Source organism: Tenacibaculum skagerrakense (assembly GCF_004345825.1).
In the GTDB taxonomy this organism is placed as follows: Bacteria; Bacteroidota; Bacteroidia; order Flavobacteriales; family Flavobacteriaceae; genus Polaribacter; species Polaribacter skagerrakensis.
On record NZ_SLXM01000001.1, the window covers coordinates 875,292 to 902,261 of the forward strand.

Here is a 26,970-nt window from a genome sequence, read left to right on the forward strand (position 1 = left end):
TTATAAGATGTACTTTTTTAATTTCTTATTTTTCTTAGTATATCCTCTAAGCCATTGAGTTTTATTTCATACACCAAAGTCATCATTTTACCCAGTTTTCCTGCTGGAAATCCCTTGTTTTTGTACCAAACCATATAATATTCAGGAATATCAATTAAATAGGTGCCTTTATATTTTCCAAAAGGCATTTTCATATTTGCGGTATCAATAAGAAATTTCTTGTCTGGTTCCATCATTGGTATTTGTTTAAAAGCCCGAAATCAAAAAGTGTCCAATAACTTGCCTTTAAACTACTTTAACTTTTAAGAAAAAACCTGTTTTTTTTTAATGAAGCGCATACGAATCACTTCCTTCCACATAATCTTGAAGGTATTGATATCTCTCTGTCAGTTCACCATTATCAGTTGTCATTTTAGCACGTGCTAAAATTCCATCTTTATCATTGTTGTAAAAAGCAGGAATTACATGTTCTAAAAACATATCGCCGAAGCCTTCGCTAGCATCTTTTGGTAATTCACAAGGTAAATTATCAACAGCCATAACTACAATCGCATTGTCATCTTTATAGTCTACTTCAGATTCAGATTGTGGATCATATCCATAAATAGGATCTGTTATTGTAGAAGCTCTTAACGTAGTAGCCACAGGGCCGTCTACATCGCAAGAAATATCAGCAACATATTTAATGTTAAAATCATTAGACTTTACATCTTCTCTGGTATATAAATAAGGAGCTCCATCTCCGTAAAAATGACCAGCAATAAAAAAGTCAGTTTCTTTTGCATAGGGCATAAAATTACTTTCATACCCAGTTGGATCTTTATAAAACTCGAATTTATCTCCCACTTTACCATCTTTACGTTTAGCATATTCCATCACATCAACTAAACAGTAAACTGGTTCAGTAAATTTTGAAGTTAGATATAAAGCATCACTAACTTGTTTAATTTGTAAATGATCAAGTATTTCTTGTGCTCCCTTAGCAACTTTTCCTGTTCCGGAAAGTAAAATTTTGATATTAGGAAGTTTAATCTTGTCTAATTCTCTTTTTACTTCATCCAAGTCTGCTAACGTTTCTACTTTTGGCAACATAAAAGTACCCTCTTTTAAACCAATGGCTCTAAATCCATTGTAAGCTCCAACTAATCCAGCATAACGACCAAAACCAATTAAACGAGCACCATTTTCCTTTATAATAGTTTCATGATCATACATTTCAATGTTTTTAGCCAGCATAGCTTGTAATAACTTTCTATTGTAAGGCTGTTTTTTAATAGTATGACTAAAAAAGAAGTATTTTTTGTTTGGAATTAAGTTTTCTACAGGAACTTCTTTTACTCCTAATAAAACATCACAATCAGAAACATCTTTAGTAACTTCAAATCCAGCAGCAATATATTCTTCATCTTTAAAAACTCGAATATCAGAGCTTTCTACTACTATTTCTGCTTCAGGAAAATTCGCTTTAAATTCTTTTAATTTTTCTGGTGAAAAAACAACTCTTTTATCAGGTGGATTTTTACGTTCCTTTATAATTCCAAACTTCATGATTAACTGTATAAAATTTAACAAAAAACATGTTAATTGTTGTAAATTACAACATATGTTCACAAAAATACACGATTTTCACCTACTGTACAAGAAGTATTTTTATCATTAAAATATGCTTTATTTTACTTTATTAAGTGTTTTTTGTTGAGAATAATGTAAAAGAAAAAGCTCTCGTTATCTTGATAACGAGAGCTTTAAATGAGCTTTTCAGCTGTTGAAATTTTACATATCAACAGCTATTGCTTTACATACACAGTATCCAAGCGAATAATCATATACTCTTTCTTGTCCTCTTCTACAAGCCAAAGGCCTTGGACCCCAGTTTGCACTATTATTACACCAATTAGGATCTCCAGGTCCTCCTCCATTAATTTTTAATTGAGAGTTTTTGTCTAACACCTTTCCTAAGTTTGAGATTGATTTAATCATAATATTAAAATTTTTTACGGTTAATAAACTTTTTTATTCATTGATAAAATCCAAATGATTTCTTTCACAAATATTTGATGAAAAGTTTACAAAAAGAAGTGTATGAGGTGAGCATTTATAAAATATGTAGGTACTTTTTTTAAAAAGTGACTAATTAATATTTATTTAAATAATTGATAATCAACAATTTAATTGTATGTTGTTGAAAAGGAGGTTTTTCTTGTTGAAAGAGGTTGTAAAAAGGCTAATTTTAAAAAAACAAAAACTAAATAATTATGAAACGAACATTTATTGAGGATTTAAAAAGTTTTGAAATAGCAAAAAGCGAGCAAGTTAAAATATTTGCAAAAGGTGGTAAACTAGATGGAGGAGTTAATACGGACGGTGATGAAGATTGTCTTCCTTTAGCAGATAAACCTAAAGACAAGAAAGATACTGTGTGTATCTAAATCACATATCCACTAAAGCCCTTACACTTATAACTCCGTTTCGATTTTTTCTATGAATTGATACGGAGTTATTCCAGTATATTTTTTAAAAATTCGTGTAAACGATTTTGCATTTTTATAACCACCAATTTCTCCAATAGCCTGAGTGGTATATGCTCTAATAGTTTTATCAGTATTTAATTTTTCAACAATATATTTTATTCTTAATTCATTAGTGTACTCACTAAACGTCATTTTTTTGTGATCTTTTATAATCTTGGATAGGTAAGTTGTATTAGTTCCAATTTTTTTAGCTGTTGTATATAGATTGAATTCTTCTTTTAAAAAGAACAAACTCTTTTCTATTTTTTTCAACCCTTCTATTACTTCCAAATGATGTTCATTTTTTATACTTATAGAAGTAGCACTTGTTGTTTCTTTTGTTTCTTCTTTAGAATTGTCTAATAACGACTGAAGCCTATTTTTAGCATTCTTTTTTTCTTTGATGTTTTTTAAGATTATATATGTACTTATTAGCACTATAATTATCAAAACAATTACAGTTTTAGTAAATAGATTTTTACTTTTAACGTTGGCTTTTTTTAGGCTTTCTATTTTCTTTTTTAAACGATAAGTTTCATCTTCACTGTAAATTTTATCGAACTCTATTTCTTGTTCTAGTTTAGCCCTTTTTAAAATTTGTTGATGTTTTGTGAAATAATAGGAAGCAGAATCTTCACTTTTTTGTTTTACATAAATTTCACTTAGATATTTATGAGTATTTACAAAATTAGGATCTAGTAGAGTGTCTTTTTTAATACTTAATACTTCCCAGAAAGATTTTTTAGATTTTATAATACTATCTTGTTTCCAGTAATTTACACCCATGTTATAATAGGAGTTATACAGGTTTGATTGTGAATTAACTGCATTAAAATATTCAATACTTTTCTGAAAGAAAGGGTTGGCTTGTTGATACTCTTTTTTTAATGTATATGCTGTTGCTAATTTAGAGTAAACCGATCCATAATTAAGCTGAGTAAGCGTTAAACTTTCATTAGTGAGAATTCTATTTAAACAATGGATAGCAGAATCACCATAATACAATTTGGTTTCATTTTCTTGAAGTAAAGAATTGTATATAGCCCCTTTGTTTAGTAACGTTTTATAGAGTCTATTGTTGTAATTTTTACCAAGTATTTTTTTATTGTTTTCTACTATTTTTAAGGTAATATTTATTTGACGTAATGCATCGTCTAGTTGTCCCATATCCTGATTTATCAATGCAACATTTCCCTTAATTTTTACAATTCGTTCAATGTCATTAATAATCAATGCATAACTTTCAGCTTTTAAATAAAAATCCAAAGCAGCTTTCATTTCTCCTCTTCTTTTAGAAGTATTTCCAAGAATGATATAAATGTCGAAAAGGAGCGAATAGTTTTGATTATTATCCTTTATTTGAGGTAAATATTTTTGAATACTATCTGAGTAAGATTGAAAGTTTATTGGGTATTTATCTCTAGTTTTTAAATACGCTTGAGCAGCAAAAGCAAAAGTTTTATAAGGCGAGCTAGAAGTATTTGCCAATTTATCCATGTAGTACAATGCGCTATCGGTTCCAATTTTGCTGTTAGCATAAAATTTCAGTTTTAATGCTTTCAATTGATTAAGATTCGTCTTAGTATGTTGTTGAGAAAAACATTGTATTGCATTTAGTATGCATAATGCAATAAAATAACTGAAAGTGCGCATATAACTATTGATGGTTTGCAGTAGGGCTAAATATAAAAAAAAATGGCGGTTGGTTCTTTCTAAATTAAAATTACAGATTATTAACGTTTAATGTAAACTTGTTTTTATATTTGCTGTCCGACTTTTCAAGAAATTATTTGTTAAATAAACTTGTTTTATTTGGTATACATTTTGAGAAGTTAGAACTACATATCTTTGACATATTGGGGACGACTGGTTTTGACAGCAAGACTAGTAAAACTGTAAGCATACCGAGGAGTGAAATGATAACTCGTAAAACTTATTTCAAAAATTTAAACGGCGAAAATAATTACGCTTTAGCTGCTTAATAATCTGAATTATAGTAAGATCAAAGCCTTGGCATACTAGGTATGCAAGCTAAATGTCCACGAAAAGCCTTGGTTTACGGCGTTTCATTTTTGGGCATCGTAAAAGTAAACATAGAGAATCTAGCGCTTCGATAGGTTTTCGAAACTAAAGAAGATAGGCTAAAAGTAGGCGGTTCTTAGTCAGCTTTTAGATGAAAATTAAATAAGAACTAAGTATGTAGAAAGCTTTTTTGCTACTTGTTTGGACCCGAGTTCGATTCTCGGCGTCTCCACAAATAAACCCTGTAAGCATTATGTTTACAGGGTTTGTTGTTTTTGGGAGACAATTTAGGTGGCAAAAAATTGTTTAGAAGCGATAATCGAATTTTAATAAAATATATCTTGGTACCAATCTGTATTAATTTGTTGATATACCAGTATAGCTAATTTTAGTTTTAATTAATTAGTTAGAGTTTTTTATTTCCTATATAAATACAATAGACCATCATAAATTGCTCTTGATAAAACTGAATGATGATTTGCCTTTTTTATAGGTGAAAAGTTATAATTGAAATTTTTTATTTCTTTCTGAGTTATCATTTCGCTTAAAGTATTATTTGATTTGACTGTTGCTTTTACTTCATCTGTTCCATAACTATGGTATAACTTTATATCAGTTTTAGATTTAAGTAATTTCGAGAAAAACTCTTCGCTAACTATTTCTGAGGAATTCCAAGATAAGGATGCAGATATTAGAAGTAAGTCTTGAAATAATTCAGGACGATTTTTCAAAGTATAAAAACCAAATAGTCCTCCAAGCGAATGTCCAAGTAATCCTTTTCTCTTATTTAGATTTGGGTATTTATTTTCAATAAAGTTTATTATATCATTCTCTAAAAAATCTAAAAATAAGTTCGCTCCACCAGTACTGTTTTTATTAAATAGATTTCCTGCTCCTGATGTGATAGTAATTTTCATCTTATTCTTTTCATCTTTTTCTTTTAGTTTATCAAGAAGTCCTAAGTTTTGAAACGGAGTAGGAGTGAAATCCATATTTCTTTGTGTATTCCAATCTTTTTCTGAACCATGTAAGGAAACTCCAACAAAAACTATATTCTCAACATAATCACATAAATCTAGAATTGTATAAGAACCTAAAACTATTTCAGTAAGCCAGTAAGCATCTAAGTAATAAAGTGTTTTATATTCTTTATTAGGATCGTAGTTTCTTGGGAAAGTTACTTTTAATAAATATTCATCATTGTCTGATGAGTAAATTTTATGACTCTCGGTTTTATAACCCAATTCATTTTTTTGCCCGTAGATATTTGTAAATAAAAAGGAAAGGATAACTATTATAATATTCTGTTTCATGAATTTTTGGTTTTTGTTATAGCAAACATTCAACAACTGAGGGTATAATATTGTAAGTTGATAATAAATCAAATATAAAAGTTTTGTAATTATTATTTCAAACATTTGACTTTTTCAGTCCATTTCCTATACAAGACGGTTTAGCTATATATTTATAAATTTTAATATATGTATTTTATAAAAAATATAAATAAAAATTAATGATTTGTTTGAAAGATATTTGCAGTGTAGATCAAACAATTAACAAAACATGAATACAATAGGAATTACTGAGAAAGTAAAAACAGCAAGTACACAAGTAAAAACAAAAGTGGTTGTAGCCAAAGGAGATGGTATTGGACCAGAAATTATGGAGGCAACATTACGCATTCTGGATAAAGCTGGTGCTAAGATAGATTATGATTTTATTGAGCTTGGTGAAAAAATGTATTTGTCTGGTAATACAGCGGGAATTAACAATGAGGCTTGGGAAAAAATTAGAGAGAATAAAATTATTTTCAAAGCTCCAATTACGACTCCTCAAGGTAAAGGCTATAAAAGTTTAAATGTAACCTTACGAAAATCATTAGGATTGTTTTCAAACGTAAGACCAGTACAGGCTTACACTCCATATGTGAAAAGTCATTTTCCAAATATGGATGTGGTTATCATCAGAGAAAATGAAGAGGATTTATATGCAGGAATAGAACACAGACAAACGCAAGATGTATATCAGTGTTTAAAATTAATAACAAGACCAGGATCTGAAAGGATCATTCGTTATGCTTTCGAGTATGCAAAAGTATATGGAAGAAAAAAGGTTACTTGTATGGTAAAAGACAACATCATGAAAATTACCGATGGTTTATTTCATAAAGTCTTTGAAGAGGTAGCTACAGAGTATCCAGATATTATCAATGAAATTCAGATTATCGACATAGGTTCTGCTAAGCTAGCTGCAAATCCAGAAAATTATGATGTAATTGTAACCTCAAATTTATATGGAGATATTATATCTGACATTGCTGCGGAAGTAGGAGGTTCTGTTGGAATGTGTGGTTCGGCAAATATTGGTAAAGACATAGCGATGTTTGAAGCTATTCATGGATCTGCGCCTGATATTGCTGGAAAAGGAATTGCTAACCCTTCTGGATTAATTAATGCAGCAGTTTCAATGTTAGTTCATATTTGTCAACCAAAAGTGGCAGACAAAGTAAAAAATGCTTGGTTAACAACTTTAGAAGAAGGATATCATACAGCCGATATTTATCAAGAAGGAAAGAGTGTTCAAAAACTAAGTACTCAGGAGTTTGCAGATAAGGTAATATCAAACCTTGGAAAAGTTCCGACAAAACTTAAGAAGAGCTCTTTAGAAGAAGGAGAAGGGACAATAGTAATTCCAGATTATATAAGAAAACCAGAAGAAAAAAGCTTAGTAGGTGTTGATGTATTTTTAGATTGGGCAGGAAATGATCCTGAAGAAATAGGAAACGCTTTAGATGCAATTTCTGCTTACAAACTAAAACTCAAGATGATTACAAATAGGGGAGTTAAAGTGTATCCTGAAGGATTAAAAGAAACGTATTGTACAGATCATTGGAGATGCAGGTTTGTTGGAGTAGATGCCACCATTAAAAGCAACGAACCAAAATATGCACAGATAGATTTTGAGCAAATTTTAGCGCTCCAATCTGAGTTAAATAGCAAAGGTTTTGATGTGATTAAAACTGAAAATCTATACGAGTTTAATAATAAACGAGCATTTTCATTAGGACAGGGAGAGTAGTTCTATTACATATTAATGTAAACTAGATATAATGATTGAAGTAAGAAGGAAAAGAGGTGACTCTTTTCCTTTTTTTGAATTATAATTTATAATACTATTTTCTTAATGTTACCGTCAATAAGGTTTTTCCATAAATCAAATGCTACTTGAACAGTTACATTGTTAATTTTCTTGTTTTCTAGTTCTACATCCATATCTGCGTTGTTAAACTTTGAATATATAGCATATCCACCGGCATAAACACTTAGAGAATATAATGGTCCATCTTCTGTTCCACATTCAATCCAAGCGTCTGGATGTTCATTATCATTAGCGTCAAATAGTTGATGTAATGCGTCTGTTAATTGAATATCTTTAGGGTTACTAAAGTTTTTTCCTAAATGGTTTGTTAGGTTAATCCATTCATGCATGATTTTATTTTTTTAAGTGTTTTTTGATTATTAGTTTGTAAAGATTCACGTCTTAGTTAGCATCTGTAAGATTGAAATCTACATTCTCAGGAGGAAATAATGGACATAATCCTATTTCATCTTCGCAATCTCCCGAAAAAATAGGACCAGCACCATCATATAACTGACCAAGTGTATAATTCCATAAAGTATCTATTTGTGAATTATTAGGTTTTTTACACAAGATATATTCAACAAACATTACAACTCTATCATTTTTAATTGTCAAACCCAGAGTTCCTCCAGAGACTTTAAGATTCTTTAAGTTTTCGGTACCTACACCATCGAAAATGTAATCTGATAATTGACTTGTATGAATTTTATTATCGAGTTTTTTAAGTTCTTCTAATGAGGTAACTTCTTCTTCATTTTCACCATCTCCGTCTTGAATGATAACATTTATATATCCTTCAAATCGTATTTTCTTTTTTTTTCTAAAGTTTAGAAATGTCATAAGCTTCGATTACTTTAAATTATTATAGTTGTATGTGTTTTATACAAGATGTTGCTTATGGCTTTCTTCATCAAAATAATTGGCAATTATCGATTCCAAAGGTTCTTTACCGTTAATAATGTTATCAATTTTACTCCAAGTTTCTTCGTTTAAAACCTGTCTTAAAGGTTGATCAACTTTAGTAATTTTAGGAAAGACTTTTTTAATTTTATTATCCCAAGTTTTATAATATTTAGTTAGGTCGTTAGGATAAACAATTTTTCTTTTGGTGCCTTCATTGATGCCTCTAAAAGGAGCAGAAATATTTAAATAACCATAATCATCAGTTAATTGTTCACCAGGTTGAATATCTCTAATGGCAATTTCAAAATCGTAGGCAGTAGTTAAACAGTTAGAATTGAAACTATGATTCACATATCTTCCGTTGTCCCAACATAAAATCAAATTTCCATTGTTATTTCTAAAGGTGTAGGTATCTAATATTTCTTGGTATATAGGCTCCATTTGCTGAAATTCTAGAGGACTAAACTCTCTGTCTAGCTTGTCAAGAACCCACGTAATAGTTCCTGCAGGGATGAATTGTTTTGCAACAACTCCATATCCTACTTCGTTATTTATAAACTTTAATTCTGTATGTGGATGAATCATTTTTCACTTCCTGTTTGTTAATTTTAAACACTATTTTTTAGCAAAAATATTTCGTTTGCTTATTGTAAATTTAAACAAAAACAGGTTCCGTAATACAGTTTTTTTTACTATGAAAAACAAGTGTATGTAATTTATTATCAGTTACTTGTGTGGAATTGTTTTTAATGATGTTTTTTAATAACTAATTTTTAAGGCAAGTGTTATTTTTTAGTCTCTGCTTCAAGTTTTTTCATGGTTTCTTGAAGCTGTTCTCTTTTTTCTTTTAAAGCATGTATTTCTATCATTGCTAGCATAAAAACAATTAGAATTTCTATTATTATATATACCCAACCCAAATTAGTAATTACTTGGATGTGATGAATAGCTAAAAGAATTGATAAACAACAATATATAAGATTTATATATAATATATTTCTTGAAATTTTTATTGATTTTAAAATAGCAATAGAAATCATAAATAGCAAATAAGCAGGGTAGTGTAGCTAAAAAATAAAGAGTTGATTTTGGAATTCCAAAGAGAGTAACAAATTGAGGCATGATAATTCCTAGTATAATAGCGGAAAGAATTGCACCACAACCATCTATTAAGAATAGTTTTTTTGGATTGTTGTAACCCCATTTTAAAATCCGATTAATTAGCATCCTTTTGAATGTTATTAGCATAATAGTATTACTGTCTATACAGATTTAAAGTTACATATTTTGTTTAAAAATTAATTAAAGTACTTCTACTGCATGAACTTTCTCGTTTTTTATACTTGGCAGAAAACATATCACTTGAAGTAAGAAATAAGTGAGATACTTTACTATTTTTTTAACCAGAAGATGCTTTATCAAAACCAACTGTTTCTCTATAAAGTTGAGGTGATATTTCAACATTTTTTTTAAAAAACCTACTAAAATAATATTCATCAGTATATCCTAATTCAAAAGCAATTTCCTTGATGGTTTTATTAGTTAAATACAATTCTCTTTTTGCTTCTATAATTATACGTTCTGAAATTAAATCGGTTAATGTTTTGTTATAGTGGGCTTTAGTGAGTTTTGCTAATGCTTTTGGTGTAATGGCTAGCATAGTAGCATATTCACTAGCAGAGTGTTTAGTTTTATAATGTGTTTCTATATAGTTTTTCAAATTCTGCAAAATGAAAGGAGCTTCGTTAGTATTGTCAGTATTTTTTTTAAGAGGCTGTTGTTCTGTTTTTAATCTCGAAGCAGTTATCAAAAATATTTTCAAATAGGAGAATAATAATTCATATTGAGCTAAAGCTGGTCTTTTCATTTCTTCCTCTAATTGCTTTACAATAATTTGTAAACTAGCTACATCTTTATCTTCGATTTGAACCGTAGGAGAGTTGTAAATATTATTAAATAAAACACCGTCACAAGCCACTTCTTTATGATGCTTGTAAATACAGAAAAAATCGGGATGGAAATGAATTACCACACCGATTATGTTAGATTTTGTTTGAAGCATAAATGGTTGATAAGGAGAAAAGGACAATAGCATATTATCTTTAAAACTATATTCAGAAAAATCTGCCTTTAAAGTTCCATTCCCTTTTTGTATCCATATAAGCGAATAATAATTTAGTCTTTGTATATGGTCAAATGGATTGTCTTTTTCTAAATGATATATTTTAAAAGCCAGATTACCTGTTTGAGGGTTAATCAGTGTTAAGCTATTGTTTTGTATCATGATTCAACATTTTACTTTAGTTTTCGATCGCTTTCTTCAATTTTTAAATCGTTTATGCTGGCGTAACGCTTTTGCATAAGTCCATTTTCATTAAATTCCCATAGCTCGTTTCCATACGCTCTATACCATTGGTCGTTTTTATCTTGAAATTCATATTCAAATCTTACCGCCATTCTATTTTCTCTAAAACCCCATAGCTCTTTTTTTAGCTTATACTGCCTTTCGTTTTCCCATTTCTTGGTTAAAAATGCAATAATTTCTTCTCTTCCGTTAATAAATTGAGTTCTGTTTCTCCATTCAGAATCTACCGTGTACGCTTTTGAAACTTGTATTGGGTCTTTTGAATTCCATGCATCTTCTGCTTTTTGAACTTTTTCAAGTGCAGATTCTAAAGTAAACGGAGGTAGTGGATATTTTTTTTCTTGATTCATCTCTAAATTAGTTTAAAAGTTAAAAAATAAAGGAAACATGAAGTGCATATTTCCTTTGTTTGTTTTAAATGGTCGCAGCTAAAGGGAAGTCTACAGGGACTTTAGTAAGGTTGTGTAAATAATTCATAGCAGTTTTATCGCTTACCTGAAGTATTAAATCCACAAGATTTTCTTTTGTATATCCTTGAGCAAAAAAGTCTTTAAGATTTTCATTTTTTGCTTTACCTCTGTTTAGGGTAATATCAGCTGCTAATTTTACTAATGCATTTAATTTAGGATTTTCACTTCTCCCTTTTCGGATATCTAATAATTGGAGATCATTAAAACCGTTCATTTTTCCCAAGACTAAATGTGCGCTTTGGCAATAGATACAATCATTTACTTGACTTACAATAAGATTTACTGCTTCCTTCTCCTTGTTATTTAATGATGTTTTTGCATTTTGATAGTCTAAAAATCGTTTCAAACCATTGTCAGAATACCCTATTGTTGCATAAAGATTCGGAACAAAACCTAAAACATTATTTAAATTATCAAAAATTTCTTGGTTGGTTTGAGATACCTCATTTCTGGTTGGAACTCTAAATTCCGTTTCAGTTAAATTTTCCATTTTATATGTTTAAAATTGCTTGTCAATATTGACAATACAAAGTTGCGGTAGAATACAATGGGTTAAAATGGATAATTTACGTATATAGATGGATGATTTTCTTTGAGAAAACTAGCCCCAAAACATATTGCTGAAATCTATAGAACAATTTTTAAGATCTTTTTCGAGTCCTTCACGAAGTTCATAACGACTTTTAAATGTTACAGTATGCCATTCAGGACCTGTTTCTCCATTTGAATACCAATATCCTGAATCAGTAAAACTTGATATCACCAACGGATGGTCTTTAAATTTTTTCATTAAAGAGTTACAGTTAGATTCTGAGGTAGTAATAATTAAATTACTAGGTTTAATTAAATTGAATTTAAATTTTCCAATAGTTAACGAATCTCCTAAAATATGGCCTTTATATTTTCCTTGTTTAATAAGGTCATTATCATCAGCAATATGTCCAGCATATTTCATGTTTCTTTGCTCTTCTGGACTTATGTAGTGAAATATTTTATCATTTACATCAGAAACTTTATTCAATTCTAATTCAATCGTGTTCTCTTTTACAATATAAGTACCTTTATAAACATAAGAGTCTGGATTTTCCTTTTTTAAAACAGCTTGTTGTCTAATGCCAATTACCACACCATCTTCATAAAAACGAAGATTAGCATACTCTGTTTCAGTGCTATAAGAATCTCCATCAGAGTCTAACCAATTTGTTTTACAACTCTGTTCATAGATACCAAAATGTAATTTGTCAAATTCAGGATTATATGCTTGTTTTTTTTCAATTGGAGATGCTTTTTCTTGCTCAATGACTTGCTGAGTATTTGAAGTTTTTCCTTTTTTCCCTTGTGATACAAACCCATGAATGAAAATGATCATAAAAATTAATGATATTACCAATTGCGTTGAAATATCATCAAAGGTTTTATCTGAATAGCCAGCTAAAATAAGAATGCTCATTACAAGAGTGTACCCTAATAGAAAAATGATACTAAGGCCTATTAAAATTTCTATAAAACTTTTCATGAAACTTATTACTAAAAGTTCAACTTATTTATGAGTATTTACAAGAAAAAGAAATAAGTTCTTTCTCGGTGTTGCCTAAAGATAATTAATAAGATTGAATTTTTAGTAAGATTCTAAAGCTTAGGAGGTAACGTTAGTTTATAATACAATTTGTTAGTGGTTTTTTTAGTGTATTAAACTTTTGTAGAATCCAAGTCATGAACCAATGTAACGGTTAAATGGGTTTCTTTTATTCTATTTTGTATTTCTGCTTTTGTAAAAACATCATTTCCAATTTTAAAAATCCAACGTGTATTTTTATGTTCAGGGTGATTTATATATCCATCATCTTCGATATTAGGAACCAGCCATACTAAATCTGACTTTCCTTTTATTTGAGTCATACTTGTTCCATATTCTGAATGTATAGTGGTTATTTCTTCATAGTCGGCACTAGTTACTTTTCCTCTTAATGATTTAAAACTAGGGTTACTTCTTAAATCTTCAAATTGAAATTTAAAGGAAGCTTCTATAAGGTTTATTAGTTCTTCATCAGAATACATTTCAGACTCAATTGCAAACTCATAATATGATGAATCATATTTTAAATTAGAAAGAAACTCTTTAAAAGAAGAAGCGATAACATAATCACTTCCAGAATCAGGATTGATAACAGTTATTTTAGGTTCTTCAGATGTAGAATCCAGACTTCTGTAATCTAAGCATATGATAGCTCCAAATCCATTATTGAGTTGAATTAATTTACTAGAATTCTTAGGAAAAGGAACTTCTTGCCCTTCTTCATTGATAGTGTAAAAGTCTAAGTCAGTACTAAATATTGAGTCATCAGAATGGCCAATGCCAAATATTTGTCCATTGTACAAATCAATCTTCGGATGGTTCGTAAACCGAAGAAATCCTCCATTTCTATATTTAAGTAGTTTTAAATATTCATCAGGAAATTTTACTTTGAAGTGCTTCTCTGCTTCTTCGATTAAACCATCAGTTAGAGGCTCGCATGTTGAATGATCAAATATTCTGCCCCAATAATGTTCTAAGTTTTCCATTTTTAATGTTACTTACAGCGTATTTATATATGATTATTTACAGGAAAAGGAGGGAAGTCCTTCTCCGATGTTTCAGAAAGATACTTAATAAGATTGAACTACCTTATCAAAAGTTCAATCTTATTAAGTACATAGTTCACAATGGAATATTCATTTTTAGAAAGATTAAATAAGGAGTTAATTCCATTTGGAGTTTTAAAATGATATTTGTGCTCCTAACACAATTCCCATACTATTTGCATCTCTTTCACTATGAGTAACACCAGGAGGAAAAGGATCATTGTCTGCACTTCCACTAATAAAATTTAAAGGTACATATCCTTCAGTTCTGAAAATTTCAACGAAAAGCTTAGCAGAATTGTTTAATAAGGCTTGATATCCTAACACATATTGGTTCTGTCTTTCCCATGGCGCTCCTTCTGGACCAGCTACAAAATTTGAAAATTCTCCTGAAATAGTGTGTTTAATTTTATTAGCGTTATTTAGGTCGTATTTTGCTCCTACGCTTAAAGAACTAACTTTAGAAGCTTCAAATACATTTAATGGAGGATTCGGATTAAACGTTCCTTCCCATTCATGAACAGTTTTAGCAAAGGAAGCCATAGCTGTAAAACTATTACCTATGTTTAAAGTGCTATAAAATGTATAGGCTGGATTATGTTTCTCGCAAGGCGTAAAGTGAAAAACAGGAAATCCTTGGCAATAAGCACTTCCTTTTAAATAAGAAGTCCCTAATTTTAAATTCACTTGATCGTACATGTTGAACGTATAATTTATATCTGCAACAAAATTATTAAGTTTTGATGGCACGCTAGTTCCATCTCCAACAGGTACATGCATTGCTCTAAATTGCGCACCACCTTGTGCAGCCATAAGCTTAATGTGTAACCCGCCTTTAGTATAACCAATTTGAGCTCCATAACTTAATCCCCCAAACGCATGCCACATAGTCGAATTTGTAAAAGGATTTACAGATCCCATTTGTCCAAATGGAGCATCCATTTTTCCTATAGCACCATAAAAAGGAGATTCATTTAAGTCACCAAATATTACATAAGCTCTTCTTAATTGAACTTGATTTCTGTTTAATGCGGTAATTGTTCCTTCTCCAAAACTTTGTTGAGGATTATAAAGTAATTCTGCATAAGTAGTTATCCAGTTATTAATTGATGCAGTTAATGATAATTGAAAAGAATGAATTACAGCTTCACTAACTTCTTTTCCAATTTGATTGTTTGCAGTAGGATGTCTCATTAAATAACCAAATTTAGAATATGTATTAGAGTTTTGATAATCTAAGAGTGTAATTAATGATGTACTTACAATAATCTTATTGTTACTTATACTACCTTTTCTTTTTTCATTTAAGAGGATATTTATCTTTCTCAGATCTTGATTTTGATCAAGCATTTTATAACTATATGGAGAATTGATACCTATAGTATTAATCTTTATTGAGTCTTTTTGGGCAAATAAGGAATTTCCTAAAAGAATTAAAGTAACAATTAGTACGTGAATAGTAGTAGTTTTTTTCATTTAATTATTTCTATAAAAAGGCTTTATTTAAGTTGTTTTTGTTATGGGCGAAAGTTACATAATAAGATTATAATTCCGTTTAATTTACCTAGCTTCTTGATAGTTTCAATCAATGTATACCGTTAACAAGTATTTTCATTTCAAATAAATATTATAATTGTGTTTATCCAATATATTCCTTCTTTGAAAATACCTAGACCTCCTTGTTGTTAGGATTGTCATATTTTTCAAAGTGTATGAAATATTCTCTGTTAAAAGAGATGTGCAGATTTTAATATTATCAGTTAATTCTATACGCTGTAGTTATTGGCTTTATTCCAATTATTAGCTCTTTCATAAATACGATTTCCCAATTCTATTTCAGCTATTCCGTTAAAATAATTCCAGCTAGAATTCGGTGCAAACCAAATACAGATTCTCTCAAAATCAGGAACATTTTGATATTTCAAGTCATTCAATTCCTCTAAAAATTCTTGATAAAACTTCTTTGCATTTTCAGAAACTTCAGAATCTCCTTCGTACAATTTAGACAATGTTTTCTTTGCTTTGTCAAGGTCGTTAAACAATTCAAATAGTTCAAACTTTTTCCAAGTTTCAATTTTAGAAGGTGTTTTTTTTCTTTTTTTAAAAAGTCCTTTGAACATTTTATTTTTCCTTATGTCTAAAGGTTTTATATACCTAGTTAGTGGCAGTTACTTCTTTTTTAATCTGAGTCAAATAGCTAGGCAAATTATTTTTCATCAAATCCAATCCTTTACCGTAAATATCTACCAAATGCACATGTTGTTCAATCATTTCTTTTTGCAACCAAGCTTTTTCAGCTTTTAGGTCGCCTTTTCTGACTATTATAAGTTCATAATACTTAATCTTAGAGTCCCAATCAACTATTGTTAGTTGATTAAAATCCGAAACTTCTGGGTTATTATTGATATTTCTTGAAATATCTGCTCCTAAATAAACATCACAATTTGAAAATTTATAATGTGGATTGTCACTGTCAATGTTGCGATAAGTCATTTTCCTTCCTTTTTTAAGAATAAATTCTTTCGTTTTCTCAAATTCTTTAGGGGAAATAAAATCAGACACGTCTACAAAGTTCTTATCTAAAATTTCTTTCTTTTGTCTCATTATACTACTTGAACTAAAATTTATTAAAAACACAAAAAGTAAAATTTCAATTTTCATTGGTATTTGGTATTATTGTTACTAACGTACTTGTGTATGAAAAGTTGCTGTTTATTTAGTTTGTAATTTTACTTCTTTTTTTCATGATTTAAAATTAGTTGTAATTTTTGATATTTTACTGAAGTAGCTATTTTATATTCATTATGTTACCTATACTTTGTATTCAGCTAGTTTAAACATTTCAATAGTAATAATTCAAAACGGTTAACGCTATATTCTTATAAGAACTATTTTCTGTCAGAAAACTGAAATAAAATAATGCCTTGATTGTTTTTTCTGCATCAACAGTTTTTTCATTACCAAGAAATGATTCGCCACCTGGAAAAACCCTTGTGTTTCCATCAGTTAATATTTCTCCATTAGAAAGAATTCTAGAAATTTGCCAATCCATAGCTTCAGCCAATTTCAATCCGAAGATTTCTTTAAATTCGGATATGGGTAACAAACTAAAAGCTTCTAAGCCAAGTTTTAAAGCTACCCCATTATAGCTACTATCCCAGCCTCCACCTTCAATAAAGTAACCAGAAGTTTCATCTGTCAATTCAAGTACTCTTTGCATAAACTCAATTCCTATTTCTTTTGCCTCATTATCCTCTAAATACATGCCTAATGAATAAAAAGCTATTGCATCAAAAAGGAGTCTGTTTGGTGCGTATTGGTCTGCTTGGTTTAATATTTCCTTATTGGTTTTTAAATAAGATAGTGTTAACTCAATATTAGAACTAAAGCTTTGAATTTGTTGACGAATCTCTTCGGTCTCAGAATGATTCGAATACCAATCTGAATTTTCAAGTGTTGTTAAACCTAATCCGAGACTATAAGCAAAAAAGGCAACTGCACTTATTCGATCACCTGTATTTGCTGATGGGATGTCAGGATTGTTGATTAGGTCATCTGGTGGAATTAATTGAAATCCTCCATTAGACTCTTGATAAAGGAATGAATACTGTAAGCTCTTTAAGAAAGCTTGTAATGCGTCTATTCTTTGAGACTTAACTGCTAAATCAGATAATTTTGACATGTTTATTTGAAAACGCACATGGAAATAACCATTTTTATTACGTCCAAGAGCTCCTGAATTGTTTGGGACTTCTGTAAATTCTAGTAAAAGTTGTTCATCAAATTCACTAATTAAAGAATTATAGTCTTTTCCTTCATTCAAGTGAACAGTATCGTTTACTGACAGGTTTTCAGATTTTTCTTTATTGCAAGAGTTAAAGCTTATTGTTAAAGTCAAAAAAATAGATAAACATCTCATAATTTTAAGGTATTTCTAGTTTGACTCCAATTAAGCTAATAGGTTTAATTAAATTGTAGGTAATGTATTTGTATTAGAATAGTTGCTTGAACAAGAAGTTAACTTACTAAAAACGGAATTAACAAGAGAGAAATCCTGCTGATTTTATAGGTGTTAGAGAATCAGGTAATTGATTTTAACAGTGTTGTATTGCGTTATTATTTATCAATTAAAGTTACTTCACTTGGCTTAAAACAAACAATAATTTTATTTTTATCACTTTCAATTGTTGCTTCTCTCCACAAACGATATTGAAATTTTTCATCAAAAATAAAATCGTTTGAATTTACTAGACTAGTTAAATCTCCATTTTCGGCATTTATTAATCCAATGCAAAATTGATTATTTTTTTGTTTTAATGTTGCTAATAGGGTTCCGTCTTTAAACTCTGCCAACTCGTGAATATGATAATCTTTAGACCAAACTTTCTTTCCTTTTTCTAGATTAATAGCAGTTAGTTTATATACTCCTAGTATTTCAATGGCATAAATAAATTCACTTATTTTTAATTGTTTTGGTTCAGAACCTGCATTTTTCTTTATCCTCCAAATTATCTCTCCACTATCAATATCAAAACTAGTAATGTAAGAAGCGTATGAATTTGATATAATTTGATTTTTATAAAATTCTGGAGTAGTTCCTATAGCCCAACCTCCAGGGTATTTAAATTCTTTTAATATTTCTAAGTTCTTTTTGTTAATCTCAATAATCTTTGAATTTGAAGTTGAAACAAAAAGCTTTTCTTTATAAATAACAACTTGACTGTCTATCCATTTTATTCGATATTTTTTTTGCATTTCTCTTTTTCCAGTTTCAGGATTAATGACTTCTATCGAATTTTTATTAGTTAGATAAATTTTATTTTCAATAATACTCAAATGACTATTCGATATTTTCGACTTTAATTTCCATATTATTTTTCCATTTAATTTATCTATTGCTAATAGACCATTTTCCGTACTAAGTAATACTATATTTTTAAATAGTATAGGTTTACAAAGCAAAGTATTAATGTTTAAGTCAAAGGTCCAGATAATTTGATTTAATTCAATATTTCTTTTTTGAAAAATATAAGTTGTGGAAGTATTTATAGCAGCGTTTGAATCCGTGAATCTTAACCCAATGTATAAAAACTCATTTTCAAGAATTGGAAAGCAAGGATAGCAGTATTTGGTGTCTAAAATTATTGTTTTTATTTTCATATTAGATTGATGGACAAAAATGCTGTATAACGACCTGAATAAAAGTAGTTTTAATTTTTTTTACTCTACACTGTTTTATTCATTGTAATCATTCCATTTTTGTAATAAGAAAGTCTCAATGTAATTGATTTCATTACTTGTTAATATTTTTTCGAAGTGCTTAACATAAGAAACGATATATCTAAGATAATAATCTTTTGATCCGTCCTTTAACCTGAATTCAAAAGATTTCCATTCTTGAAATTGTTTCAGTATACTCTGTAAGGTATGTTTTTTGTTCTATTGGATTAACCAATCACTTAAAGTGATAGTTGGTTGACCAAGAAGTCTATTTGTGTTATAACTACTACCAACTTCTTTTGTTTTATCAAAATACTCGAACATTGGGATGATATTTTTCAATTCCTTGTTTTCTGTTATGAAGGCAATAAATTTAAGCAAACCAAAAGGTACGTTCGATACTTTTTTTATGTTAGCGTGTTTTACTTTAATATACTGCTCTAGAGCTTCCTTGAGGGTGAATTTTTCTGGACCATAAGAATAAAATTCTTTATTTAAAGATTCTTTAATGGCATAGGCTTTGCTTAATTGCTTAGCAAAGTCTTTAGCACTAATCCAATGTATTTTTAAAGGCTGTTTTCCCATTACGTTGGCTTTTCCGTTTTGAATCATCATGTCCAAGGATTCCATAAACCAAGTAGGTCTAAAAATCATATAGGGTATACCACTGGATTTAAGTAATTGTTCAGCCTTATATTTATTACCAACCATGCTAAACCAGCTATTTTCTTTGCAAACCGTAGCACCACTTACGTAGCTAATTCGTTTTATGTTTTTCATTTTTGCTATGGAGACAATATTTTGAACGGCTAAAGCTTCATCTGGTGTGTTAATTGTAATATGTATAGCATCACATCCCGTAATGGCATTTTCTAAGTCACTCTTTTTTAGTACATCGCCTGGTGTAACTTCATGAGTGGGGTAATTTTCTGATTTAATACCTCTGGAAAATAACCTTAACTCATTTCCTGCTTTTGATAATTCCTTTATGGTTTGTTGTGCAATCATTCCTGAAGCACCTATTATTAGTATTTTCATTTTTAACTGTTTTCTGGTTGTATGATAAAACTTCGTTCACTAAAAGCAGGAATTGTAGGTGTTGCTTCGTAAAAAAAGTCTAGTTTATCTTTTTTGTCCATCATGCCTATGCTGTATAGTAACGGCACGTAATGGTCTGGTGTAGGTGCTGCGAGTTTTCCCAATTTATGACTAGTAAGGTAATTGGTTAAGTTTTTAAAGTTTCTAGCTTCTAGTTGTTGTTTTAACCAATTATCATACTCTGTTTCCCAACCAAAAATAGAGCGATTTCCTGTTCGCATTTTCTGCATCACCAAGCTTAAGTTATGAATTAAAGAACCGCTACCAATAACTAAAACGCCTTTTTCTCTTAAAGATTTAAGTTGCTGTCCCATATTAAAATGATATTCTGGTTGAGCGTTGTAGTTAATACTCATTTGGAATACAGGTACATCCGCTGCTGGAAATAAGTGCATCAACATCGGCCAAGCACCATGGTCCAATCCCCATTCATCGGTTTCTTCTATTGTAGTCACCAATTTGGTGATTTCCTTAGCAATATCTGGTGCACCTTGCGCACTATATTTTGGATCGTAGTAATGCTCCGGAAAACCATAGTAATCATAAATTTGTTTTTGTTGTAACGAATTGTTTACCATTGTTTTACCATTGGTGCACCAATGTGCAGAAACCACTAAGGCTGCTTTTACTTCGTAGTTCTGTTTCAATTCCTTTCCTAAATCGTATAATTTCATCCAAAAAGGACGATCTTCTTTGCTAACAGGAATGTCCATAGGATTACCATGAGAGGTAAATAGAACAGGCATTTTTTTAGACTGCTTTGGTAGGTGGTCGGTATATTTTTTAAGACCTTCTAATCCGTTCATAGTATTAAATGCATAAGTAGCACCAAGTGATATGCTACTACCTAATAAAATTGATTTTTGTATAAAATCTTTTCTATTCATGATAGAAAGTTAAATCTATTGTTTAGGTAAAATAGGTGCTTTTTTAGTTCGTCCCCATACTACAAACATAGCAAGTATTAAGAAAAATATATTCATACCTATTAATGATGATTCTCCTCTTGAAATATGAAAAATACTTGCAGCAATCATAAGAGCAATAGTACCGTAAGCAGCATAAACAGATAGTTTAGGTTGTGTTTTAAGAGCTGCTGGTAAAATGATACCTATACCACCGAGTAAATCTATTATTCCTGTGAAAGTAAGTAGTTTAGGATTATCTAAAGCCCATGGTAGCATTTTTGCAGTTTCTTCAATAGGTTGAAGCAATTTTGCGTATGCTGCCCAAATTAATGTTAATGCAATAAGACCTTGAGATATCCAAAGTAAAACGTTTAATGCTTTTGATTGTTTAGATTTTGCTATTATAGTCATTTTATATATTTTGAAATTAATAGTGTAAATTTCATCAATAGAATATTGTTATTCATTAATGTAGATTAAGAAATTAAAGCATGTGCTTAAGCTGTTGTTTTTTTATCGTTAAATAATCAAGATTATACTTGTTCGGTTTAGTACTAAGCGGTTGTACACTTGTTGAAATGCCCGTAGATTTAGAAATGGTATTTATTTTCTCTGGATTATTTGTTAATAGTTTTATGGATGTAACACCTAGGAAATTAATTACATTGGCAACGATATCAAAAGTTCTTAAATCGGTGTCAAAACCCAATGAATGATTTGCGGTTATGGTGTCTAGTCCTTCGTCTTGTAAAGCGTAAGCATTTACTTTATTAAAAAGACCAATTCCACGTCCTTCTTGTTTTAGGTAAATTATAATACCTTCTTTTTTTTTAGCTATTAATTTCATACTTGTTTCAAGTTGTTCACCACAATCACATTTTAGTGAGGTAAAAACATCTCCAGTTAAACATTCTGAATGCTCTCTAGTAAGAACATTTTCTTTGTCCTTTAAATTTCCCATTGAAAGAATTAAATGTTCCTTTTCACTTTTGTCTTCTTTAAAGGAAACAATATTGAATAGTCCATATTTCGTTGGTAATTTAGCTGTGTTAGAAAACTGTACTTTTTCTTTATGAAGTAACATATTGGTAAATATTAATGTCTATCTATTTAAAATACTTACCGCAAAGGTTGCTATTTAGTTAGCTTTAAACATTAATCTATATTAAGAAATAAAGTGAATTGCTTAATTTCCTTTGATAATTTTATTTCTTATAGTGCTCAACGCTTCAGGTGTAATTCCAAGATAGGAAGCTATCATTTTTTGAGGTACCCGATTGGGTAGTTCTGGATATGTTTGAATGAAATACTCATATCGCTCTCTAGCTGAAGCACTCATTAACGATAAAATCCGTCTTTGCATAACACCAATTCTTTTGGTTAATGCTTCTAAAATTAATTTAAACTCTTTTTGGTTTTTTTCTAATTGAGAAAAATCATCTACTTCTACAATTACAACTTGTGAGTTTTCGATGGCTTCTATGAAAAGTACTGTTTGATTGTTAAAAGCTTGGGATTCTATATCTGAGACAATCCAGCCTTCAGGTGCAAACATAAAAATATGTTCTTTACCTTTTTCATCTACAATATAGCTTTTTAAGAGCCCTTTTTTTACATAAAACGCCTTGGTCAATTTTTGACCAGCACTTTGAAGAATAGCTCCTTTCGAGAACGATTTTGTGTTACCAGTATTATTAAAAATTTCATCAAACATTTATTCAGTTTGGGTCATAATTACCTACAACGTATTTGTATAGGATTTCGTTGCGTGTTTCAGCAACTAAATTAACAAATACATACCGAATAGAAAATCCGCGAGGATTTTGTTAAGTAGGCGATAACAAGCAATTACTTATAGCCATTGTTGTAAGCAGTTTTTTATTTGTAAAATTCGTATTCGTATCTAAAAGTCAATTTATTATTCCCGTTAACTTTCTCAATTTTTTTCGGTAATGAGTTTTCATAGAAAAAAGTCAGTATGGTTGTCTCATTTCTGTCTTCTATTGTTTTGGTTTTGATAAAACCATTTTCATCATATTCAAAATATTCCGACTTAGTGTAATATTTGGTTTCGATTATCTGATTTTTGTCATTAAACTTGAATGATGAAATCGTTTCTAAATTTCTAGGATTAATATTCTCAATTCTGTTTCCTTTGGAATCTGTTTTATATGCAGAATAATCCTCTTCGCTTAGTTTAATCCCATTCAAATAACTGATTTTTTTTGTTCCACCAATTTTTTCTTTTGGGTTGTAGAAATATTTGAATTCAGAATATAGGCCATCATTATTATATCTTAATTCCCTATCGAACGATTTGTCGTCATTTTTGAATATTACACTATTTAATTCCCATTCCTTATTTTCATTAAAGTCAGAATATATAGTAATGTTTTCGTCTTTTAATTCAATAGTTCTTTTAGTCGGAATTGAATCTCCAATTTCATACTCTGTTCTGTATGGTCCGTCATATTTATATTCGTAACCATATTTAAAATCCCCTTTTGGTGTAAAAAATGAAAGTTTAGTTAATCTGTTATGTTTGTCAAACTCAAATTTGGTCTTGCTAATAACTTTATTGGATGAATCAGTGTTTTCAACTATGTTACCAAATTTGTCAAAAATTAAATCTGTTACTATTCCTTTTTCTTCGTAAAATTTGATTCTCTTAATCTTGTTTTCAGTCGCAATTTTTTTAAAGGATTCATTATAGTTTCTTTCAGATTCAGGAACGTTTAATGTTATGACAAAATTTTGTCTTGATTCAGATTGTCCGAAACAAAAGTTTGAAATTAAAATAAGTAAGATTAAATACTTTTTCATTGATTTGGTCAAATTACTTATGGATTTGTGTATGATTTTTTGCGGGAAAGGATGCGAGTTCTTTTCCGATGTTTCGGAAAGATAATTAATAAGATTGAATTTCCGATGAGGAAATTCAGAAGCAATTAATTATGCACCTTGTTGGACATAGTTTCTATTCGAAATAAATTTTAAATTTCTCAAAAGTATCTTGTCCAGGAATATTCACAGTCATAAGATAAAATCCGTCTTCTTTGGATAAAACTTGATAAATAAATTTATCTCCTTTTACGCTAAAATTAGATCTTGTTTCATTGTTGCTCTCCACAAATGTTAATTCGAATTCAGTTTCGTTAATCCAATTATAAGTTAGTTTTGAAAAGGTATTATTAGAAAATGAGTCAGTCCAGTTTCCTTTTTCCATTTTTACTCTTGTCGTATCTCCAGAAACTTCAAAGTAATAAAACTCTTTTCTTCTTTTAAATTCATCAAGTTGCTCTCTTGAAATTTTAGGTTTTGGTTTCTCTTTTATTCTTTGTACAGATTCTTTTGGCGGTTCTAATCTGTCTAATAAATCTCTAAATTCTACACAGTTTCTTTGAAGTCTGTAGTAAAGTTGTTGACCAGTTTTTTGAGCTTTTGATTTGTCTAATTTTCCAAGATATGGATAAAATTGGTTTTCAAATAGAGAATTTATTTTTAGGGTGTCATTCTCGATATTTAATTTTTTGAGATAATTACACATTACATTCGAAACTGAGTCAATTTCAGTTATTGTCTGTGAAAATCCAATATTATAAATTCCGATAATTAAAATTAAGAGTGTTTTTTTCATTATTTACAAATTATGCACAACGTATTTGTGTATGATTTTTTTGCGGGAAAAGGACGCGAGTCGTTTTCCGTTGATGCGGAAAGATAATTAATAAGATTGAATTTTCGGTGAGGAAATTCAGCCGCAATTAATTATACACCTTGTTGTACACTGTATTTTTTTCATTCAGTTGTTGCTTTTACAGCACGTTGAGTAATTGGTTCATAATCAAATGTTGAACACAAACCTTCACTTAAAACTCTTTTTCCTGTCCGTTCTATTTTACTATCGTCATTTTCCCAATCAAAAACGTAAATAGTTGCTCTGAAAACTTCGTTCAGCTCTTTGTAATTCAGTTCTCCATTTAAGTGGCCGAAGTTTTCTTCCGTTTCTATTATTTTAATTGGTATTCCATTATTCAGATAAATAACTGTTTTTATTCGACCGTAAGAAAGTCCGATTTCCTCAACTATCTTGCAAATCTGTTTTTCATTAAGCCAAACTTTTAAAATTCCGCCACCATCTGTAGCAGTTTCGGTCAGTTTCACCAAATCGAATTCTTTTTCCATAAGAGTCGAGTCCGATTCTATAGATTTCACTTCGCTATTAATTCGGTCAAGTGTTTTTACTTGGCCAAATGCTAAAAATCCAAATAAGAATAATATGATTACGAAAGTGTTTTTCAAATGTCTCGTCCTGAAATATGGCTACAGGTTAAAATTTATTTTTAAGCTGATAATTTATATACCATATTCGGTGTTTTATAACCTAAAGATAAGTGTAATCTTATTTCGTTGTATAAATTAATTGCATTTTTTGCAGCTCTCTTTGCATGAGCTGTGTTATCAAAGGTCTGGTCGAGATAAAACTCATCTTTTAGAATTCCATTTATTCGTTCTGCCATAGCATTTTCGTAACAATGATTTTCTTCAGTCATACTAATATTTATCTTTTTCCTTTTAAGTATTTGTGTATATACATTACTACAATATTGTATTCCTCTGTCCGAATGATGAATAAGTTGTTTAATGTTTTTAGCTTGATAAATGGCTTTGTTCAAAGCTCTTACACAACCTTTTAATTCTAGGCTGTCACTAAGGTCGTAACCAACGATTTTCCTGGAATGCATATCAGTTATTAAGGCTAAGTAACAAAAACCTTTTACTGTTCTAATATAAGTTATATCACTAACCCAAACTTGATTAGCTCTAGTAACTTCTAAGTCTTTTATGATGTTATTATACTTATAAAAACGATGATATGAGTTAGTAGTTCTAGCACTTGTTTTCTTTCTAAGAGTTAGCATTTGGTGTTTTCTAAGGACATTAAACAAAGTGTCTCTACCCACCTTAATATTGGCTTTAGTAAAATTTACATCTAATGATTTCACAAGTTTTCTCACACCTTCTCTAGGAAGGGATTTACGTCTTTTACTAACAATTTCAATAATCTGTTGTTCTAGTTTTAAACGATTATCAGCTCTAGATTTGTATTTATAATACGCATCACGTTTAAGTCCAAAACAATCAGTTATAGTGGTTAAAGAAGCAAATCCCTTAGATTTTTCTTTGGCTTTGATTAAGGCTTTATACTTAGCTTTTTTTTTAGTTCAGCAACAGATTTATAGCCTAGATCTTCAGCAGCTACTTCAAGATAGGAATCTAATACCATGGTATCTAGATCCTTTTTAAGTAATAGTTTTTTAAGTTGCTGAATCTCTTTTTGAAGTGCTTTAATTCTAGATATTTCGTCTTTTGTTTCCACTTTTACTCTGGTGTTCATTAAGTCTTTACGATTATACTTTTTAATCCACTCATTAACCGTTGTGGGTGCAATAGAGTAGAGCTTACAAAGTTCGCTTTTTGTGTGTTTACCTTTACTAAGTTCATCAATAATTTTTAGTTTAAAAGGTTCTGAATACCGTCTAATTACTTTGTCATTTTTGTACATAATGTTTAAAATTATGTAGCCTTTATTCAGGACGGGTCAAAATTGCTTACAACGTTGTTGTATAAGATTAGTTGCGTGTTTTAAGCACTAAAGTTAGCAAATAAATCACAGATAGAAAGTCCGCGAGGACTTTCGTAAATTGACT

Annotated in this window: 31 protein-coding genes and 1 other RNA gene; 3 read left to right on the forward strand and 29 right to left on the reverse strand. The window is 29.8% G+C overall.

Annotation, left to right across the window (positions count from 1 at the left end; genetic code table 11):
* Positions 1–17: 17 nt before the first annotated feature.
* From EV195_RS04090 to EV195_RS04100, 3 genes are all read right to left on the reverse strand, one after another.
* A complete protein-coding gene (locus EV195_RS04090) occupies positions 18–233 on the reverse strand; it encodes a DUF3820 family protein (protein ID WP_132793325.1) in 216 nt (71 codons plus the stop codon).
* Positions 234–324: 91 nt separating this feature from the next.
* A complete protein-coding gene (locus tag EV195_RS04095; protein ID WP_132793215.1) occupies positions 325–1,548 on the reverse strand; it encodes an NAD(P)-dependent oxidoreductase in 1,224 nt (407 codons plus the stop codon).
* Positions 1,549–1,773: 225 nt separating this feature from the next.
* Positions 1,774–1,980 (reverse strand): hypothetical protein, encoded by a 207-nt coding sequence (locus EV195_RS04100; RefSeq protein WP_132793216.1) that lies wholly within the window; start codon positions 1,978–1,980, stop codon positions 1,774–1,776.
* 275 nt (positions 1,981–2,255) lie between these two features.
* On the opposite strand from EV195_RS04100, the gene EV195_RS16640 reads away from it, so the two are divergent.
* On the forward strand, positions 2,256–2,429 hold the full coding sequence (locus EV195_RS16640; RefSeq protein WP_165915676.1) for a hypothetical protein: 174 nt from the start codon (positions 2,256–2,258) through the stop codon (positions 2,427–2,429).
* A 27-nt stretch (positions 2,430–2,456) separates the two neighbouring features.
* Here EV195_RS16640 and EV195_RS04105 read toward each other — a convergent pair whose 3' ends face one another.
* On the reverse strand, positions 2,457–4,073 hold the full coding sequence (locus tag EV195_RS04105) for a helix-turn-helix domain-containing protein (protein WP_165915677.1): 1,617 nt from the start codon (positions 4,071–4,073) through the stop codon (positions 2,457–2,459).
* Between the two features lie 295 nt (positions 4,074–4,368).
* Here EV195_RS04105 and ssrA point away from each other — a divergent pair.
* Positions 4,369–4,767: a transfer-messenger RNA gene (gene ssrA, locus EV195_RS04110) on the forward strand.
* Between the two features lie 181 nt (positions 4,768–4,948).
* Here the strand turns inward: ssrA and EV195_RS04115 are convergent.
* The gene (locus EV195_RS04115) at positions 4,949–5,845 is read right to left on the reverse strand and encodes an alpha/beta hydrolase (protein ID WP_165915678.1); all 897 of its coding nucleotides are present in this window, start codon (positions 5,843–5,845) and stop codon (positions 4,949–4,951) included.
* 250 nt (positions 5,846–6,095) lie between these two features.
* Between EV195_RS04115 and EV195_RS04120 the strand changes: the two genes are divergently transcribed.
* Positions 6,096–7,610, forward strand: a complete 1,515-nt coding sequence (locus tag EV195_RS04120; RefSeq protein ID WP_132793220.1) for an NADP-dependent isocitrate dehydrogenase — start codon at positions 6,096–6,098, stop codon at positions 7,608–7,610.
* A gap of 86 nt (positions 7,611–7,696) precedes the next feature.
* Here the strand turns inward: EV195_RS04120 and EV195_RS04125 are convergent, their stop codons facing one another.
* The 24 genes from EV195_RS04125 to EV195_RS04240 all read right to left on the reverse strand — a co-directional run bounded on the left by EV195_RS04125 (position 7,697) and on the right by EV195_RS04240 (position 26,825).
* Positions 7,697–8,020 (reverse strand): hypothetical protein, encoded by a 324-nt coding sequence (locus tag EV195_RS04125; RefSeq protein WP_132793222.1) that lies wholly within the window; start codon positions 8,018–8,020, stop codon positions 7,697–7,699.
* A gap of 52 nt (positions 8,021–8,072) precedes the next feature.
* Entirely contained in the window at positions 8,073–8,513 is a 441-nt protein-coding gene (locus EV195_RS04130) for a hypothetical protein (protein WP_132793224.1), read from the reverse strand.
* Between the two features lie 39 nt (positions 8,514–8,552).
* Positions 8,553–9,161 (reverse strand): SET domain-containing protein, encoded by a 609-nt coding sequence (locus tag EV195_RS04135; protein ID WP_132793225.1) that lies wholly within the window; start codon positions 9,159–9,161, stop codon positions 8,553–8,555.
* A gap of 200 nt (positions 9,162–9,361) precedes the next feature.
* Positions 9,362–9,616: a hypothetical protein gene (locus EV195_RS16795; RefSeq protein WP_207899765.1), complete on the reverse strand. Its 255-nt coding sequence runs from the start codon at positions 9,614–9,616 to the stop codon at positions 9,362–9,364.
* A 359-nt stretch (positions 9,617–9,975) separates the two neighbouring features.
* Positions 9,976–10,860 carry a helix-turn-helix domain-containing protein gene (locus EV195_RS04145; RefSeq protein WP_132793227.1) on the reverse strand — a complete coding sequence of 295 codons (885 nt, stop codon included), beginning with the start codon at positions 10,858–10,860 and terminating at the stop codon, positions 9,976–9,978.
* Positions 10,861–10,871: 11 nt separating this feature from the next.
* Positions 10,872–11,291 carry a nuclear transport factor 2 family protein gene (locus EV195_RS04150; RefSeq protein WP_132793228.1) on the reverse strand — a complete coding sequence of 140 codons (420 nt, stop codon included), beginning with the start codon at positions 11,289–11,291 and terminating at the stop codon, positions 10,872–10,874.
* A 64-nt stretch (positions 11,292–11,355) separates the two neighbouring features.
* Positions 11,356–11,901 carry a carboxymuconolactone decarboxylase family protein gene (locus EV195_RS04155; protein WP_132793230.1) on the reverse strand — a complete coding sequence of 182 codons (546 nt, stop codon included), beginning with the start codon at positions 11,899–11,901 and terminating at the stop codon, positions 11,356–11,358.
* A 111-nt stretch (positions 11,902–12,012) separates the two neighbouring features.
* Positions 12,013–12,861 (reverse strand): hypothetical protein, encoded by an 849-nt coding sequence (locus tag EV195_RS04160; RefSeq protein ID WP_132793232.1) that lies wholly within the window; start codon positions 12,859–12,861, stop codon positions 12,013–12,015.
* A gap of 239 nt (positions 12,862–13,100) precedes the next feature.
* Complete coding sequence (locus EV195_RS04165; RefSeq protein WP_132793233.1) at positions 13,101–13,973, reverse strand: SMI1/KNR4 family protein; 873 nt, start codon at positions 13,971–13,973, stop codon at positions 13,101–13,103.
* 195 nt (positions 13,974–14,168) lie between these two features.
* Complete coding sequence (locus tag EV195_RS04170) at positions 14,169–15,509, reverse strand: hypothetical protein (protein ID WP_132793235.1); 1,341 nt, start codon at positions 15,507–15,509, stop codon at positions 14,169–14,171.
* 290 nt (positions 15,510–15,799) lie between these two features.
* A complete protein-coding gene (locus tag EV195_RS04175) occupies positions 15,800–16,153 on the reverse strand; it encodes a hypothetical protein (protein WP_132793237.1) in 354 nt (117 codons plus the stop codon).
* Positions 16,154–16,187: 34 nt separating this feature from the next.
* A complete protein-coding gene (locus EV195_RS04180; RefSeq protein WP_165915679.1) occupies positions 16,188–16,694 on the reverse strand; it encodes a hypothetical protein in 507 nt (168 codons plus the stop codon).
* A gap of 181 nt (positions 16,695–16,875) precedes the next feature.
* Positions 16,876–17,952: a hypothetical protein gene (locus tag EV195_RS04185; protein ID WP_132793240.1), complete on the reverse strand. Its 1,077-nt coding sequence runs from the start codon at positions 17,950–17,952 to the stop codon at positions 16,876–16,878.
* Between the two features lie 197 nt (positions 17,953–18,149).
* Positions 18,150–19,193: an outer membrane protein assembly factor BamB family protein gene (locus EV195_RS04190; RefSeq protein ID WP_132793241.1), complete on the reverse strand. Its 1,044-nt coding sequence runs from the start codon at positions 19,191–19,193 to the stop codon at positions 18,150–18,152.
* A gap of 279 nt (positions 19,194–19,472) precedes the next feature.
* Complete coding sequence (locus EV195_RS04195) at positions 19,473–20,291, reverse strand: SDR family oxidoreductase (RefSeq protein WP_132793243.1); 819 nt, start codon at positions 20,289–20,291, stop codon at positions 19,473–19,475.
* 2 nt (positions 20,292–20,293) lie between these two features.
* Positions 20,294–21,238, reverse strand: coding sequence for a dioxygenase family protein (locus EV195_RS04200; protein ID WP_132793244.1), 945 nt, complete (start codon positions 21,236–21,238; stop codon positions 20,294–20,296).
* Positions 21,239–21,253: 15 nt separating this feature from the next.
* Positions 21,254–21,670 (reverse strand): DoxX family protein, encoded by a 417-nt coding sequence (locus tag EV195_RS04205; protein WP_132793246.1) that lies wholly within the window; start codon positions 21,668–21,670, stop codon positions 21,254–21,256.
* Between the two features lie 73 nt (positions 21,671–21,743).
* Complete coding sequence (gene ribA / locus EV195_RS04210) at positions 21,744–22,343, reverse strand: GTP cyclohydrolase II (RefSeq protein ID WP_132793247.1); 600 nt, start codon at positions 22,341–22,343, stop codon at positions 21,744–21,746.
* A gap of 102 nt (positions 22,344–22,445) precedes the next feature.
* Positions 22,446–22,973 carry a Crp/Fnr family transcriptional regulator gene (locus tag EV195_RS04215; RefSeq protein ID WP_132793249.1) on the reverse strand — a complete coding sequence of 176 codons (528 nt, stop codon included), beginning with the start codon at positions 22,971–22,973 and terminating at the stop codon, positions 22,446–22,448.
* 164 nt (positions 22,974–23,137) lie between these two features.
* The gene (locus EV195_RS04220) at positions 23,138–24,082 is read right to left on the reverse strand and encodes a hypothetical protein (RefSeq protein WP_132793251.1); all 945 of its coding nucleotides are present in this window, start codon (positions 24,080–24,082) and stop codon (positions 23,138–23,140) included.
* A gap of 154 nt (positions 24,083–24,236) precedes the next feature.
* Complete coding sequence (locus EV195_RS04225) at positions 24,237–24,896, reverse strand: hypothetical protein (RefSeq protein WP_132793252.1); 660 nt, start codon at positions 24,894–24,896, stop codon at positions 24,237–24,239.
* Between the two features lie 161 nt (positions 24,897–25,057).
* Positions 25,058–25,444, reverse strand: a complete 387-nt coding sequence (locus EV195_RS04230) for a hypothetical protein (protein ID WP_243693065.1) — start codon at positions 25,442–25,444, stop codon at positions 25,058–25,060.
* A gap of 158 nt (positions 25,445–25,602) precedes the next feature.
* Positions 25,603–26,454, reverse strand: a complete 852-nt coding sequence (locus tag EV195_RS04235; protein ID WP_317128207.1) for an IS3 family transposase — start codon at positions 26,452–26,454, stop codon at positions 25,603–25,605.
* Positions 26,454–26,825 carry a transposase gene (locus EV195_RS04240; protein WP_132793257.1) on the reverse strand — a complete coding sequence of 124 codons (372 nt, stop codon included), beginning with the start codon at positions 26,823–26,825 and terminating at the stop codon, positions 26,454–26,456. The genes EV195_RS04235 and EV195_RS04240 overlap by 1 nt, the downstream gene beginning before the upstream one ends.
* Between the last annotated feature and the right edge of the window lie 145 nt (positions 26,826–26,970).

Bases quoted from the DNA above. Each gene is read 5' to 3' on its own strand.
- EV195_RS04185 (WP_132793240.1), bottom strand. From the start codon at position 17,952: ATGAGATGTTTATCTATTTTTTTGACTTTAACAATAAGCTTTAACTCT.
- EV195_RS04240 (WP_132793257.1), bottom strand. From the start codon at position 26,825: ATGTACAAAAATGACAAAGTAATTAGACGGTATTCAGAACCTTTTAAA.
- EV195_RS04215 (WP_132793249.1), bottom strand. From the start codon at position 22,973: ATGTTTGATGAAATTTTTAATAATACTGGTAACACAAAATCGTTCTCG.
- EV195_RS04175 (WP_132793237.1), bottom strand. From the start codon at position 16,153: ATGTTCAAAGGACTTTTTAAAAAAAGAAAAAAAACACCTTCTAAAATT.
- EV195_RS04150 (WP_132793228.1), bottom strand. From the start codon at position 11,291: ATGAATCAAGAAAAAAAATATCCACTACCTCCGTTTACTTTAGAATCT.
- EV195_RS04130 (WP_132793224.1), bottom strand. From the start codon at position 8,513: ATGACATTTCTAAACTTTAGAAAAAAAAAGAAAATACGATTTGAAGGA.
- EV195_RS04195 (WP_132793243.1), bottom strand. From the start codon at position 20,291: ATGAAAATACTAATAATAGGTGCTTCAGGAATGATTGCACAACAAACC.
- EV195_RS04135 (WP_132793225.1), bottom strand. From the start codon at position 9,161: ATGATTCATCCACATACAGAATTAAAGTTTATAAATAACGAAGTAGGA.
- EV195_RS04170 (WP_132793235.1), bottom strand. From the start codon at position 15,509: ATGAAAAAAACTACTACTATTCACGTACTAATTGTTACTTTAATTCTT.
- EV195_RS04090 (WP_132793325.1), bottom strand. From the start codon at position 233: ATGGAACCAGACAAGAAATTTCTTATTGATACCGCAAATATGAAAATG.
- EV195_RS04125 (WP_132793222.1), bottom strand. From the start codon at position 8,020: ATGCATGAATGGATTAACCTAACAAACCATTTAGGAAAAAACTTTAGT.
- EV195_RS04200 (WP_132793244.1), bottom strand. From the start codon at position 21,238: ATGAATAGAAAAGATTTTATACAAAAATCAATTTTATTAGGTAGTAGC.
- EV195_RS04120 (WP_132793220.1), top strand. From the start codon at position 6,096: ATGAATACAATAGGAATTACTGAGAAAGTAAAAACAGCAAGTACACAA.
- EV195_RS04165 (WP_132793233.1), bottom strand. From the start codon at position 13,973: ATGGAAAACTTAGAACATTATTGGGGCAGAATATTTGATCATTCAACA.
- ribA (WP_132793247.1), bottom strand. From the start codon at position 22,343: ATGTTACTTCATAAAGAAAAAGTACAGTTTTCTAACACAGCTAAATTA.
- EV195_RS04230 (WP_243693065.1), bottom strand. From the start codon at position 25,444: ATGGAAAAAGAATTCGATTTGGTGAAACTGACCGAAACTGCTACAGAT.
- EV195_RS04145 (WP_132793227.1), bottom strand. From the start codon at position 10,860: ATGATACAAAACAATAGCTTAACACTGATTAACCCTCAAACAGGTAAT.
- EV195_RS04155 (WP_132793230.1), bottom strand. From the start codon at position 11,901: ATGGAAAATTTAACTGAAACGGAATTTAGAGTTCCAACCAGAAATGAG.
- EV195_RS04115 (WP_165915678.1), bottom strand. From the start codon at position 5,845: ATGAAACAGAATATTATAATAGTTATCCTTTCCTTTTTATTTACAAAT.
- EV195_RS04225 (WP_132793252.1), bottom strand. From the start codon at position 24,896: ATGAAAAAAACACTCTTAATTTTAATTATCGGAATTTATAATATTGGA.
- EV195_RS16795 (WP_207899765.1), bottom strand. From the start codon at position 9,616: ATGATTTCTATTGCTATTTTAAAATCAATAAAAATTTCAAGAAATATA.
- EV195_RS04100 (WP_132793216.1), bottom strand. From the start codon at position 1,980: ATGATTAAATCAATCTCAAACTTAGGAAAGGTGTTAGACAAAAACTCT.
- EV195_RS04180 (WP_165915679.1), bottom strand. From the start codon at position 16,694: ATGAAAATTGAAATTTTACTTTTTGTGTTTTTAATAAATTTTAGTTCA.
- EV195_RS16640 (WP_165915676.1), top strand. From the start codon at position 2,256: ATGAAACGAACATTTATTGAGGATTTAAAAAGTTTTGAAATAGCAAAA.
- EV195_RS04190 (WP_132793241.1), bottom strand. From the start codon at position 19,193: ATGAAAATAAAAACAATAATTTTAGACACCAAATACTGCTATCCTTGC.
- EV195_RS04095 (WP_132793215.1), bottom strand. From the start codon at position 1,548: ATGAAGTTTGGAATTATAAAGGAACGTAAAAATCCACCTGATAAAAGA.
- EV195_RS04220 (WP_132793251.1), bottom strand. From the start codon at position 24,082: ATGAAAAAGTATTTAATCTTACTTATTTTAATTTCAAACTTTTGTTTC.
- EV195_RS04205 (WP_132793246.1), bottom strand. From the start codon at position 21,670: ATGACTATAATAGCAAAATCTAAACAATCAAAAGCATTAAACGTTTTA.
- EV195_RS04160 (WP_132793232.1), bottom strand. From the start codon at position 12,861: ATGAGCATTCTTATTTTAGCTGGCTATTCAGATAAAACCTTTGATGAT.